This is a genomic window from Mesorhizobium sp. L103C105A0 (assembly GCF_000502215.1).
In the GTDB taxonomy this organism is placed as follows: Bacteria; Pseudomonadota; Alphaproteobacteria; order Rhizobiales; family Rhizobiaceae; genus Mesorhizobium.
In genome coordinates, this window is sequence record NZ_AYXF01000015.1 from 65,259 (window position 1) to 78,710 (window position 13,452).

Annotated in this window: 12 protein-coding genes and 1 pseudogene; 3 read left to right on the forward strand and 10 right to left on the reverse strand. The window is 57.6% G+C overall.

Annotation, left to right across the window (positions count from 1 at the left end; genetic code table 11):
* Positions 1 to 12: 12 nt before the first annotated feature.
* The 5 genes and pseudogenes from X727_RS138360 to X727_RS1000000167150 all read right to left on the reverse strand — a co-directional run.
* On the reverse strand, positions 13 to 1,053 hold the full coding sequence (locus X727_RS138360; RefSeq protein ID WP_031198374.1) for an OmpA family protein: 1,041 nt from the start codon (positions 1,051 to 1,053) through the stop codon (positions 13 to 15).
* Entirely contained in the window at positions 1,050 to 2,363 is a 1,314-nt protein-coding gene (locus tag X727_RS1000000165750) for a hypothetical protein (protein WP_023672193.1), read from the reverse strand. Before X727_RS1000000165750 ends, X727_RS138360 begins: the two co-directional genes overlap by 4 nt.
* On the reverse strand, positions 2,363 to 3,181 hold the full coding sequence (locus X727_RS138355) for a hypothetical protein (protein ID WP_023835178.1): 819 nt from the start codon (positions 3,179 to 3,181) through the stop codon (positions 2,363 to 2,365). The genes X727_RS1000000165750 and X727_RS138355 overlap by 1 nt, the downstream gene beginning before the upstream one ends.
* Positions 3,174 to 4,607 (reverse strand): hypothetical protein, encoded by a 1,434-nt coding sequence (locus X727_RS138350; protein WP_023706372.1) that lies wholly within the window; start codon positions 4,605 to 4,607, stop codon positions 3,174 to 3,176. Before X727_RS138350 ends, X727_RS138355 begins: the two co-directional genes overlap by 8 nt.
* A 293-nt stretch (positions 4,608 to 4,900) precedes the next feature.
* Positions 4,901 to 5,371 (reverse strand): annotated as a pseudogene (locus tag X727_RS1000000167150) (IS1595 family transposase); the annotation flags it as partial.
* 90 nt (positions 5,372 to 5,461) lie between these two features.
* Here X727_RS1000000167150 and X727_RS1000000169215 point away from each other — a divergent pair.
* Entirely contained in the window at positions 5,462 to 6,259 is a 798-nt protein-coding gene (locus X727_RS1000000169215) for a DUF6471 domain-containing protein (protein WP_245274211.1), read from the forward strand.
* A 151-nt stretch (positions 6,260 to 6,410) separates the two neighbouring features.
* Positions 6,411 to 6,653, forward strand: a complete 243-nt coding sequence (locus X727_RS138340; RefSeq protein ID WP_023835180.1) for a hypothetical protein — start codon at positions 6,411 to 6,413, stop codon at positions 6,651 to 6,653.
* Between the two features lie 1,943 nt (positions 6,654 to 8,596).
* On the opposite strand, the gene X727_RS138335 is transcribed toward X727_RS138340, so the two are convergent.
* The 5 genes from X727_RS138335 to X727_RS1000000169220 all read right to left on the reverse strand — a co-directional run bounded on the left by X727_RS138335 (position 8,597) and on the right by X727_RS1000000169220 (position 13,025).
* A complete protein-coding gene (locus tag X727_RS138335) occupies positions 8,597 to 9,208 on the reverse strand; it encodes a nitrogen fixation protein NifQ (protein WP_023687343.1) in 612 nt (203 codons plus the stop codon).
* Positions 9,209 to 9,540: 332 nt separating this feature from the next.
* A complete protein-coding gene (locus X727_RS1000000167160) occupies positions 9,541 to 9,732 on the reverse strand; it encodes a ferredoxin (protein ID WP_081725572.1) in 192 nt (63 codons plus the stop codon).
* A 40-nt stretch (positions 9,733 to 9,772) separates the two neighbouring features.
* The gene (locus tag X727_RS138330) at positions 9,773 to 10,990 is read right to left on the reverse strand and encodes a cytochrome P450 (RefSeq protein WP_023835182.1); all 1,218 of its coding nucleotides are present in this window, start codon (positions 10,988 to 10,990) and stop codon (positions 9,773 to 9,775) included.
* Positions 10,991 to 11,828: 838 nt separating this feature from the next.
* Entirely contained in the window at positions 11,829 to 12,920 is a 1,092-nt protein-coding gene (locus X727_RS138325) for a hemin-degrading factor (protein ID WP_023672205.1), read from the reverse strand.
* Between the two features lie 30 nt (positions 12,921 to 12,950).
* A complete protein-coding gene (locus tag X727_RS1000000169220; protein ID WP_245274215.1) occupies positions 12,951 to 13,025 on the reverse strand; it encodes a hypothetical protein in 75 nt (24 codons plus the stop codon).
* Here X727_RS1000000169220 and X727_RS1000000169225 point away from each other — a divergent pair.
* On the forward strand, positions 12,996 to 13,385 hold the full coding sequence (locus tag X727_RS1000000169225) for a hypothetical protein (RefSeq protein ID WP_245274216.1): 390 nt from the start codon (positions 12,996 to 12,998) through the stop codon (positions 13,383 to 13,385). The two genes, X727_RS1000000169220 and X727_RS1000000169225, sit on opposite strands and share 30 nt — an antisense overlap.
* The last annotated feature ends 67 nt before the right edge of the window (positions 13,386 to 13,452 follow it).

A 13,452-nucleotide genomic window follows, 5' to 3' on the forward strand; every position in this document is an offset into this window, starting at 1 on the left:
TCTCGTCCCCATTCATGGCTTGGCGCCACCAACCGGCGCCAATTTTGATCGCTGCCTCACCCTAATCTCGATGCGCCTTCGAGCCCGTACATCGCCAATCTGCGCTCCGTCGGTGAGATGATCGCCGGGCAGGATGAGCTGACCACCAGACATCGGCAAAATCGTAAACCCCTTTAATGCGGGCATGTCACTGAGCACACTTGTAACTGAAATCGCGCGGGCCAGCCCAAGACCGGCATTGTCGGCGGGATGGAGTGAGCCGATTTCCACTTTCCCTGACAGGACCGGTTGGAGCCCCTTGTCCATGTTGGAGGATTCGCCCGCCATTGCCTGTTCGTCCGTGTGTCCAATTACCTCAATCACGTCGACACCGTACGAGGTCGCAGTCCCGGCGATGGTCTTCGCAAGATCGCGCAACTTTGTTTTGAAGGCATTCGAAAGCTCTGCGCTTCCGGTATCGAAATTATAGCCATCCAGTTCGCTGAGACTGATGATCGGCGGCCAATCGTGAGGTTTTGCTGCTTGCGTCGGCTCTGCAGCCTCCTTGAGCACATCAGCCAGATCCTGCAGCCCTTTGTCGGTGCCGGCGTAACCAAATTCTCTCAAGACCTTCGCCGCATCTATCATGGCCTTGGTCTGATCAATGCTTATGTCGTTGTCCGCAAGGACTTTCGCGACAGGGGCATTTCGCACGACCTCCTCCAGAGAAATACCTGCTTCCTTGACCGACTTAACAGCATCCTTGGCCAGGACCAGCTCGCGCCATTGTTCGTCGGGAACGGTTCCTCCCCTCGTGGGCTGAAACACCGCTTTTATCTGAGCCAGAAGCCGCTTGTTCTCGGCTTCGAGCCTCTGCACGTTTTCCTTGTTTGATTGAGTGGCTCGCAGTGCCTCATCGGTCTCTTTCTGCTTTTTCGTGATGATAGCACCGGCTGCTAGCAACAGGCAGAACACCAAAAGCAGCATCGTCTCGGCCATGGTCAGGCCCAGTATCAAACCGCGGCCAAAACCCTTGCGCTCGAAGGCGACCGAAGTCCCGCCAGCGTCACTCACCTGCCCCACCAACTGGTTCGCTTAGGCGGTTCCGTTCGTTCGGCGGGAGGCTCGCTTCCCAGAGTTTGGAAAGCGTCTGGTTGGGGCTCAGGCTCGACCCGAATTGGTGCGCTCTCGACGGTGTCATTTGCGGCCAGATCTGCCAGCGGCTGTTCAATCGCGATAGGAGCGTTGAGAGGGGGAACAGGCCTCGGCGCGTGAAGGGTTCTTCCTGCCAAGGTTGCGACAAGGTCTCCGGTGTCCTTGCTTTGCTTTTGCACCACTGCGGCAAGCGCCTGCGTCAAGCGTTGTTGCGCTTGGACGCTCTCCGCTGTTTGCTCTGCGGCTGCCACAGCCTTTTCCACACCTGCTGCCACTTTAGCCACAGCATCAACGATGCCCGCCATGCGGGCTTGCTGTTCCTGCGAAGCCGTCTCTGTTTTGACAGCATACTGAGCGACCGCGCTGCCAAGAAGTTTCACCATCGGCGCCAGATCGTTCTTAAGGACCTCATCAGGGACGACAACCTTCTCCAACTTGGTGGCTACGCTTTCGGCCTGTTCACCCAGTCTGCCAACTGAAGAGGACATTGAGCTGTTGGCTTTGTCGAGCAGATCGGCTGCCGCCTCGACGCGCTGTGCGATCGACGAGAACTGACTTTCGATCTGCCCAAAATTGTGGCTCAAAGCATTGCTGAGCTTTCCCGAGGCCTCTTGAACTGGTCTGATCGATTCCATCGCGATTTTATCCAGGGCCGATCTTATGTGCTCTCCGTTCCGCTCCGCTTGAACGGCGATTTCGGCAAAACCCTCCTCCAACATCTGATTGCTTACGCGGCGAAAGTCAGCGAATTCCCTAGTTACACTTTCCATCTCGGCTCTTACACGCCGCGTCATATCCGCGAGTTCGTGCCTGACCGTCCGTTCGATGTCGGCAGGATCGCGGCGCATCTGATTGTAAAAGATCCGCAAAGCAATGCCCGTGATCGTCGACGTCACCGCGATACCAAAGTTCCTCACGATTGTGTCGGTGGATCCTTCGGAACCAAACTGAAACAGCGATACGCCGAGACTCGTCAACGTAAACAGGAAACCCATGTAGTAGAGATTGTCGCCTGTTTGCTCATCGTGGAGCCGTAGCTTGCCGGTGAAGACGGACGCGGCAAGATAGATGAGCATCAGGCACACCGGTGCGCTCGCCGCCATTATAGGGTCTACGCCCGACAGCTTGGCTATTGCGATGAACACGCAGCCACCCAGGGTCAGCGTCGCAAAGACGAAAAGGGGCAGGCTCGGATGTCCTAAGAACGACTCCCCTCGCTTCTTGGCCATTAGTTTAACCCCTCCAACCCTACCAGCTTCTCAAAATCACCATGATGGCTTTGAACCCACCGGGTCCAGAACTCTGCATGTTCGAAAGAGCCAAATGGCTTCTTCGCCCTATCGACGTAGAGTATCGTAAACCCGACGCCATCGAGCGATGTCCCGTAAGTCCTGTCAGCCGCGCTATCAAGGTACTTCTGATAATCGAGACCCGAACGATATTGTGAGTACAGCGCCGTATGTTCGATCATATCTGACGCGACTATTATTCGCTTAGCGGTCTTCTCTTTCGCCAAACTGCTATCGAATAGCGACAGTTTGATTTTCTGAATTCCGGCCATGATCGGAGATTGGCTCGCGGATTCTCCATTGGCAATCTGGTCGGGAAGGTTCGTCAAAGGGTCCTCGAACGCATCTTCCCATTTCTTCTGCCGCCGAGACGGATTGTTCGTCCAGCTGTCGACCGTCGAGCCGTCGCCCGGATTGCATCCATCAAACATCACAGTCAGGTCGCCGGGCCTCGCGCCCAGCGTCAATATCTTGAGATAGCCGCCAGGCTCGACGCGCCCAATGGTCTTGCGGAATTCATTCTTCAGATCCGCCATGGTTATCGGCGAAATCGGGTCGGTGGCGTCGATCAAGACCGCTGTCAGGCTCACAGGTCCGTTCAGTGGGCAATTCGTGCTGATGTCGATTTGGTCCTTCCCGGATCTCGACCACATCCAAACAAAACCGGCCAACATCACAGCCGACAGCACGGCCAATCCGGCTGCTGCGACAATTGTGCCGCCACTGCCTTTCTTTCTTCTGCGACCCCGCCTAGCCATTCACGCTATCCGGATGAAGCTTGTCGAGATCTCGGTACTGTTCGATCCCGCGCTCGCATTCCAGCCCGATGAGCCGCACCTGAGCGTTGAGTTCTTCCTGCGCGTCACGAATTGAGGCGCCCAGGTCCTTCTCGCTCCATTCATCGTCGGACGATATCAGGGGTTTTATGCGCTCAAGTTTGTAGGGTGTGGCAAAATGTTTTGGCGCTGGCTCTGTGCGGGCCTGGAAATTGGCCTCCCTGTACTTTGAGAGAAGCTGGTTGCAGGCTCGCTCCAGCTGGTCTTGATGCTGCGCAAAGAGCGTCAGCAGCCTCGACCGATGGTCGATGATCGCTCGATGCTCCCTGCGTCTGCTCCCCAGCCGCTTGACGATGTCCTCCACCTTCTCGTTGTGCTCATCGCGCACCTCTTGCAGAGCCTCGATGAGCTCGCTCTTGCGCTCGATGTAGTCTTCCCGGCGAGCCACCAATCTGTTTTCGACACCCGCATAGCCCGGGTATGGGTCGAGAACGAACCAGCCGTCGATAAACGCAAAGATCGAAAACATGAGACCAATGCCGAACAGAAGCCAGGATTTCACGTCCATAAGGCCAGCCGGATTGGCGAGCATGCTGCGCACGACCTCGACGCCGGCTCCGTCCACAAAGGACCCGCTAACCTCGCGGTAATGCGCAAGCGCTAGGTTTATGGTCAATGCCAAGCCGATATAGGCCACTATCGACAGCGCGCCGATCAACTTCACAAAAAGCGATCTGTGAGTCACCAGGCGTGCACAGAATATTGCGAACAGCAGAGCGGCGCCGATGTTCAAAAACGAGAAAGCGGCGGCCTCGAGGAGCCCGCCAAAGAATCCCTGTTCATTTCCCTTTGCGAGGAAATTTCCGTTCATCGCCGTTTCAATGAGGAACAGGAAGATTAGCAGGGACACTCGGAAAACATGGGCCGCTCCGTGTTGAACCCTCACAGCCCGGACAAGCCCGTGCTTCTGTTTGAACCAGTCGTGTTCTTTCTCCGCATCGTTGAGCGATTTGCGCAATCCGTGAAGTTCGTCCAGGCCCACCGCGATCGAGGCCTTGAAATCGGAAACACTGGCGGCGTTCGCCTGACGGATCAGACCAAACTGCTCTTCAAAGTCGAGGCCAGCCAAACGGCCGGAGAGTAGCTGTAGGCTGTCTTCGAGTGTGTGATGTGCGGCCTTCTTTTCGTCCTCGACCCTCTCGATAACTGTGTGCTCTATATCGTCGAAATTCTTGGCCGTTTTCGGGGGCTGGTTAGCCTCGCCTCGCTGCGTTCCACGACCTTCAAGATCCATTTCGCGATCAATTTTCGCGACATCCAAGCTATTGAACAATTGGGTGCTGGCGCGGAAATCGTGATTTGCCTCTAGTAGAGACTCCCGCAGTTTATTTAGCTTTTCGAATTTTATTCCCACAGCACCGCACCCATTTTTGTACCTCTGCCCGCACAAATGGCTTCTATGCACAGTAGAAGCAAAGGGCAACTGCGTCTTCGCAACTTTGCGGTCCACTGCTCACGAGACGATCGTCTGATGTAAAAATGACAACGATAGCTGCCGTGGCAAGCGGACTTGGGCCAATGAATAGGCCAGGCAGCATACTCTTCTCCGCCGGGCTTTGTGGCGAAGGAACTGAAGATCACGCCAATGAGCTGCTAAAAATCGACTCCAGAGGCGTTCGCGCAGTAGCAGAAGCGCGCGCCCTCGGCGCGCACCACGCCACCAAAGTAAGCGCCGTCAATCTCGACCTCGCCTTCAAGGGTTTCGTTCTTGGTTTCAGCCGACAGGCTTCGCGCAGCTTGTGAGCCAGCGCAAAGGCGGTCTTGTACTGCACGTCCAGATCGCGAGAGAACTGGACCGCCGACATGCCCTTCGCGCCGTTAACAAACAGGCAGATCGCGGCGAGCAGATCGACAAACGACAGCTTGCGCCAAGGCGAAGATCGTGCCCTCGTAACCGAGAACTGCGCCCCCGCAAGCGGCGCACTTGAACTTGCGACGGGTCGGAATGTCGTAATGATCCAGGCACCCGCATTTCCGGCAAACAGGCTCGCCTTGAGTCGAAGCCCAGCGAAGGCGCTTGAACGCGTCGTAAGCCTTTTCCTCGCCACCCTTGTAAATCTCTTTCAGAGAAAGGGAGCGGCTTTCGGCGGAAAGGAGGAAGTGTTGGGCTATTGTCATCATATCCGGTTATATGCGGGACTTGTATCGCCAAATACAGGGGCCTGTACCACCGACTGTGATGATATTTTTTGAGGCGAGGCGATGGCAGGCAAGGACGACCCGCAGACCGTCGAATACGAGACGAAAGCCAAGAACCTTTTGAAGTCAGAGTTGAAGCGGAAGGGCGTTACCTATGCCCAACTCGCCGAAAAATTGGCGACTATGGACATTCACGAAACCGAGCGTAATTTGAACAACAAAATAAGCCGGGGGGCTTTAGCGCTGCGTCTTACTGCAATGCTTAGACGCTATCGGGGCATCCTCATTGCGGCTTTCGGAGTAGTTTTACTCGGGGCGGCTTTACCGCCAGACGAGCGCAAGAGCACTCAGCCCCAACATTCCGAACAGCATCAAGAGACCATAGGCAACCCTGTTGCGGCAAGCCCTCCGCCAGTCCAACAGGCAAATGAACCCCCAAGTTACACTAACCCATGCCAAGCAGGTCACGATGATCGCAGTTCCGATCTGTGTGCCCAGTGGAACGCTGCCGACGCTGCCCAACAGTCGGCGAACTGGACCACCATTGGCGCTATCGTGGGTGCTTTCACGCTCGCCGCTGCTATGGCCGCTGCTTACTACGCCAAAGAGGCTGCTAGGCACACCCAGCGCAGCGCCGACATTGCCGAAAAGGCTTTGCTCGATATCGAGCGCTCGTATTTGTTCGTCACCGCCACCAAACCGTTGGTGGGGGTGACGCACGATTGGGCTGACAAGCCCGACAACAAAAGACCAATTCCGGAAGCGGCATACTCGATCAAGAATTTCGGACGCACTCCTGCCATCATAAACGAGATTCGGGCGAGCCTCCGGCTTTGCAACTTGCCGCCAACTCCGCATTAGCATCCCGGAGAAATCAATGACGTTGAACGGGTGCTCGGGGCAGACGATGCTCTTAGCCCTGCAGCTTTTGATCGCGGCGGCCCTATCACAAACAATGTGCTGAATGAGCTTTTCCTGTCCGATACTCACATAGGGGCGGGTTCCCTTCGATATGTATCTGTATGGCGAGATCACTTATACGAGCGTCAACGGGATCTCCGACCAATTCGGATTTATCTACCGCTACTCGCCTCCCGGCAATACGTTCCATTTGCAGGACATTCCCGGCTACACCTACCGCCACCGTGAGGTGAAGAAACATAAGCAAAACGATGACTTATCGGCCTTAGACTTGCTCCGAACGCGTAAAAGCGGCCTCGGGCGGTTGCAAGATCGCTACAATGTTTATTTTTGATATCCGCTCGGTAAGGCGCTTTTCGCTTAAGCAACTAGGCGTTCTCACATTTTTTGTTCAAGAACAAGGCGTTACACAACTTGCCTACGAGGCGAAAGCGCCTTAAGTGTCAACGTTTACATACGCGAAAGTGCCTAAACATCCTGCCTGCTGCGGATGGAAAACCGCTGACTGTAAAAGCCCGCCAACCTTTCGGCGGGCGGGCTTCCACTGCCGGAACTGGAGAGTGTCATGTCGACAGCCCCGACAGGTCGGAAAGGGGTCGCTGGTTAGCGGCGCGAGATCAGCAAGCAGAGCCGGCGCAGCTCACGATCATAGGTATCTTCGTTGCTAAGCACTTCGACGCAGCGCTTCTTCATCCGAGTGACCTGGGCGTTCGACATATCGCCGACAACGCTAGCCAGATTCGGGTTGCTCGATNTCTTCGTTGCTAAGCACTTCGACGCAGCGCTTCTTCATCCGAGTGACCTGGGCGTTCGACATATCGCCGACAACGCTAGCCAGATTCGGGTTGCTCGAAGCGGTCGGGTTGCTGGGGTTGGCGGCTGGATTGGTTCCAACGCCGACATTTACGTCGGTACCGACCCCGGTGACGACACCGACATTGGCGCGGCCGGTGCCAATGGAAGCAGTCGCTCTGCCAGTGCCGCCGACGGAGGCTGCGGCATTTGCCCCAGAACCGCCTAGGGATACGCTAGCCGTAGCGCCGCTGTTGCCGCCCACATTAGCGCTGGCGCCTCCGCTGCCGACGGATACCCCGCCGACNACGCTAGCCGTAGCGCCGCTGTTGCCGCCCACATTAGCGCTGGCGCCTCCGCTGCCGACGGATACCCCGCCGACGCCTCCGACATTAATTCCAGCTGCAGTCGCTGGCATGCAAAGAATTACGAGAACACATCCGGCAGTCAGACTGCCCGTAAGAATTTCAAAAATTCTTGCCATAGTACGCCTCCTTGTTGCCCTGCAAAGGATGGGACATTTTTTGGGACCTACGGACCCCATAGTGACGCACTAGAGTTGAAAAACAACTTAACGGCCCGCGAAAGATTCGTTCTTGGATCATTACTTGGTAATTCTCAGGAGTCACATATAATAAAATTTTACTTTGGCTCCTACGTGATTTTTCCATTTGTCAGATAATATCATTCCCCAAGCACTCCAGGTGCGGTGCAACAAGGCTCAGGGATGACCGTCCGGCGATCAGTAAGCGGCTACTACCGCCGATCGGACATACAACGCTATATTAGCACCTTTTGACGAACCCGACCGGCGGGCCGAGCCAGAATCCCGTCAGCGCAAAACCTGCAAAATCGCTTCCGATGCTCGCCATTGACTAGCACGCAGGAAGTTCTGAGCGCCAAACACGGTGACCATCAACCTACGGCCGCTGGTAACTGTCGACGTCGAGCATTTCGCCTGGTTGAAAGCTATGTGGCGCCGAAGCGGAAGAAAACACTGCAGACCCCGTTTCCTAAAATCGTATCAGGGCATTAGCAGTTACGCCGAGCGGCCGCCGACCTATCGATTAACTCGGTCCGGAGCCAGAGCGTTATAAAGGAGCAAACACGCCAGAAGTGAGATGACGCTGCCTAGCAGTTGGTCTGCCGTCAGGCCGGAAAAATAAACGAGATCGAACGCCAGTACAGCCATCGCTCTAGCCACTCATGAATTGGAAAACCTAACGAGCTGGTCACCAAGTCCGGCCTGCTCAAGATCGCGCAGCGTGTCCTTCAACTCCTTGCGCTTGTAGCGATTGATGATGCCGGCTTAGGTTGTGGCGGCATCTAACAAACATTCGACTCGCGCCTGCCATGACGACGACCCGCCGAAGCGAGCATCGCGAGCGCACAGTATTCAAATCCCCCAAGGCGTCCGTCGAGATTTGACAACAGACAGATGGCGCGGCGCGAGCTCTGACGCTGTACGACTGACGCAAGCGGCTCTCAATCCTGGGCGTTGTCCTTGGTCCGTGTGAGGCGGCTTTCGCCTTCCTCCGGGCCGAAGCAGCTTTCGAAATCATTGCAGTCCCGGCAACTGGGGGAGCTGCACAGCGAAAAGCCTTCGGCCTCGCAGAGCTTTCGGTAAAAGTATTTTTTCCATTTCATGTTTTGGGTGTTGCCGGCCGCCAGCGTCGGAAAATGCGAGGCGAGCAGGCGGCCGAGGTCGCTTCGACTAAAAAGGCCAAGGTCTTGCCAGAGGTGGTCATTGCGCATGGCACGCCGGGCGATGATCTTGGCGAAGCGGGCGCTTGCCTTGTCGTCGGGCCGGGCATGCGCCAGCAGCAGTCCGCGCAGAAGTTCTTCTTCCAGATCCGGCTCAGGCTCGCTCCCCTCTTCCAAGGCAAACGCGTTGATAGGAAAAGCAGGGAAACAGCGGGACAGGACATCGCGCAACTCGGCGCGCGAAAGTCCGGTTGCCTCCGTCGCCGTCGCCTCGCCGGCCTCGATCTCCTCGAGCGCACGTGAAAGCACACAGGCAAGCACATGCTGGTCGAACCTTCTCTCCAGCTGCGGCCATTGGCCGGTGCTGAGCCGGGCATAATGTTGGGCAAATATGGCGCGTTCTCCTGGTTTCGCCCTATCAAATCATGCAGAGACCCGGCCTGCCGCAACATGGGTCGGGCAGTTCTTCGGTACGGCACTCCGGGTCGCCTCGCGTCGAGTAGTTCGGCAATTCTCGTCTGGTCCATCGGCTCTGGCGCAAATTCTGTGATTCGAAGAGGTTCGCGAACCCCGGCCCTGCCGTTTGCGCCTCACGGGGAACACTGGCGCCGGAATTTGCCCCGCAGAGTTGGACGTGAACCGTGCGGGACAGAGGTCGCGTGTTGAGTGCGGCCACATGGTTCAAGCCGCCAGACTCACGGTTGAATGCCGTCTCATCCAGAGCGTCAGCGAGTGAGTTCCAGCGCACGTTCAGGACAGGATCGCGCGCCTCGTGATGCAGGCAGTTCCTCCCCTTCCGCAACTTCAATGTCACCAGGCAGGATGTAACCGTCATTATCGAGTTTAAAGATGTCCGGCGCTTGCGCCGCGCATCGCGCGTGGCCCTGGCATTTGGCCTTTTGGACGATGATGCGCATGGCGCTGCCTCCATTGTCTGTGCCCGGGCTCGGGGCGGGCCTAAGACCAGTCCAGGATCAAATTTTCGATCCCGAACACATGGCCGCCAGAAGTTATCGGCGCCGTACCCTGCTTGATCCTGAAAGCCGGGATGCGCGCCAGCCACTCCTCCAGGCCAATGACAATCTCGCGCCGGGCAAGGTGTGAGCCAAGGCAACGGTGGGGACCATAGCCAAACGCTGCGTGGCGGTTGTCCTCCCGCTCCAAATCAATCGTGTTGGGGCATTCGAATTCCGCCGGGTCACGATTGGCAATCATCGTGGCGCAGGAAACATAGTCCCCCTTCCGGATCGGCGCGCCTTCGAAGTCGATATCTTTCGTGGCCACGCGGATCAACTGAATGGGCGGATAGGCCCGCAGCAATTCTTCGGTTGCGAGCGGGATGCGGTCCGGTTCGCTCCGCAGCAATTGCTGATCTTTGAGGTTGCGTGCGAGGTACGCCAAGTCAAAGCCTATAGCTGCTGCGACCGTGTCGAGCCCAGCGACGAAGACAAGCACGCCGATGCCGCGGACTTGGGTGTCAGTCAGCCGGCGGCCCTCGACCTGTGCCTGCACTATAAAGGTCATGAAATCGTCAATCGCCTCATCGCGGCGCATGGCTGCAAGTTCGTCGATGAATGCCACGATCGTCCGGGCAGCCACAGGTCGTTCCTTATCGTCGCCGTGGAGCAGATCTTTCCCCCAGCCGACGAATGTATCGAGTCGGTCATCAGGCAACCCCAGAAAGCGAAGAAAGGTGCTCACCGCGAAAGGAAAGGCAAAATCCTTCATCACGTCGCAGCTTGTGCGCGACGCGGCGATCCTTTCGATCAGCTCGACCGCCCGTTCGCGGACAGCCGGTTCCAAAGCCAACACCCGCTTTGGCGAAAGCAGCGGATTAAGCAGTGAGCGAAAGACGCCATGGGCCGGTGGATCGAGCTCAAGCGGGATCGTCGGCCAGTTCTCACCCAGTATGGAGGAGAAGATGCTGCGATGGCTGGAAAAAGTCTCTGCGTCCTGCAGCACCTTCCGTTGGTCCGCGGCACGGGTGATGACCCAGGTACCCCGGCCATCTTGCGTGTTGTAGCGGGAGTAAAAGATCGGAGGCCCGTCATGTACGCAAGCGACAGCTGCGTGTGGATCCCCGTTGGGTGTTGGTGGCATCCCTGGCGATGTAAACAGGCTGAAGTCCCTCACCATTTCGGGCGGGACATGATCTGGAACGGGGTTGGTCGCCATTTTGTTTTCTCTACATTGGCGTTCATGGCTCAATTGAGATTGCACCGCTGTTCATAAAGTCGATTTCCAGCATGGGCACGTCTCTTGTCGGGCGCCTTCTAGATTCTGTCGCCTGATACAGCCCACCTGCACCAGCGCGGATGAGATGGGTTGCGAAGTCGATCAGAGGGGCATCTCCGCCGCGCTCCGGTCATGAAGCAAAGCGGCCGCTTCCCCGTTAGGGTTGAGAGACTGGTCAATCACCTCTGCCCTGCTGATCAAATTGTCGAAGCAAGTCGCGTGCCGGATAGGGTAGCCATGGCGGTGCACCAAGCAATGCCAGCCTGCGCTGGGTCTGCCGCTGATGATCACCTGTCCATCATTCTTATGACAACGTCCGACAACCGACATCCGTGGTCGGTTTTGTCGAGCCCGCGACATCGGGCTGTTCGGCTTGTCTGTTGCTGCACAGCCTGCCGGTCGACGAGCGAGTAGATCGCTCGCACGGCCCGGATTGAGCAACGACGCGATCCAGCGCAAGGATCGGGTGCGGTCCGAGAAGACCCGACGGCGCTTGCGCGAGACGATCGGAAATATCAAAAAGGTCAAGCCGCGCTTCGGTTCGGCGCCGATGGCGTTTTATCGCTCGCAGGCGCTGCAAGGCTTTTCCGGCAGACGGCGATGCACTCGTGCGCACCGGTGCCGACCGGCGACCAGCTTGACTGTATAGATGCGGTCCATTCCGGCGTGCATCACCTGACCATGCGCATGCGCTACGACGGCATCCTTTCCGCTCATGGACCTAGATTTGCTCGCGAGCCGCTGTCGGAACGTGGTGCTGAGTCCTATCGCGGCCAATTCAATCCGAGGACCTGTCGGCAGTCAACACACCCCTGGAGGTCGGACCGGGAACGCGTGGCAGACTCTCGGCCAGAAACCGCCAGTCGCTGCCCTCGCGTTCGCCTTCCTTGCGCGTGCCGAAGAACTGGATGATCATCTTGCCGTCCGCGCCATAGGCTTCAATGGACGTAACGTGACCATCCCTCGTCGGCTTGCGCACGGCCCAGACCTCGCGGATGCGATGGGTCCTAAGATGCAGATGGAAGGTCTCTTCGAGCACATTGATCCGCGGCCCGATCTGCTTGACCGACCTGATCGGGCCGGAATGGATCTGAATGCAACCACGATTGCCGACAAAGCACATGATCGGCATCTCGTCTTCGGCCGCCTGTTGGAACAGGGCGCCAATGGCATCATTGTCGAGTAGCCAGGCGTCATCCTCGTCGGCCATACGCATCGCCTGGCAGCGGCTGAGCTTCAGTGTCTTCAACATATGGTAGAACTGATGCACGTCGCTTAGCCGGCCCCAGTGCTCGCGTAGGTCGTCGACCGTGGTGGCGTGGTCTGGACTCACTGCGTTATCGCGCGCCCCGCTCGCCTCGAGCGATATGATCGGCTCCTGGTCGGGGGATACAAGCTCTGCCGTCAGATCCTGATAGGCCTGCAGGTTCGAGGCGGGCGTGAGATGAGCTTTGTGCATCGCCTCGCCGGTGGCATCAAAGAATTGCAGGCTGCGGCGGATCTCGGCCCCCTCGCGCTTCTCGACGGCGAAGCCATACGCCCACGCTTTCGGGAAGATGCGCAGGTCGATCTCGTCGCCGAGCAGTATGGCATGCTGGTTGCCGGTGACCACTTTGCCGTAGACGCCAATCTTTTGGTGCACGGCACTTTCGTTGCTGGTGACCGCCATCACCTCGCCGACCGCTTCGAGGCCGGTCAGCAGATCATCGACGCGCGGCTCGATGCGCACCGCGCCGTGACCACAATGCGCCGCGACCAACTCGGCTTCCGAAATGCCCAATCGAGCGGCGAGATCATGCTCCCGGATCTTCGGATTGTCTTTGCACGCCCGCCGGATTTCGTCGGGCGACGGTTTCTCGCGTTGGTCCATGCTTACCCCTGTTTCTACGACGTGTGAGGATCATCTGCCCTGCCCGGGAACCTTCAGCCGATAAGGCGCGCCGAAATGCTCGATCCTGATCTGCTGCTGGCCCATGAACAAGGTGTCGCTGGACAGCGTGCGCACGGCGTCGCACCGATGCGAAAGCCGGCGAGCAGCCACATGCCGATGGCATCCCATCGAGCCGGTCGGCGGCTACTGGGCGGTGGTGAGCCAGTATGGATGTTGTCGCAATCGGCCAAGCGGGCATTCGGATGCCACGAGCGGCGCTGCTTTGCCAACAACGCGTATCTGACCACGGTCCTGACATGTTACTCCCTTGCTTCGCCCCATCATCGCGATGGCACCCACGGCATGGTTGTGGATCGGCATGCTCTTGCCGTCTCGCCAAACGGAGCTTCAAAAACCGTGCCAATTGCGCCGAGGCAAGCTCAGAAGAAGTTCTGTCCTTGGTGATGTGAGTTCACCCAAGAACTCAGGCCAACATCCCTCGTGCCGGACCCGACAAACCCGACAGCACGTG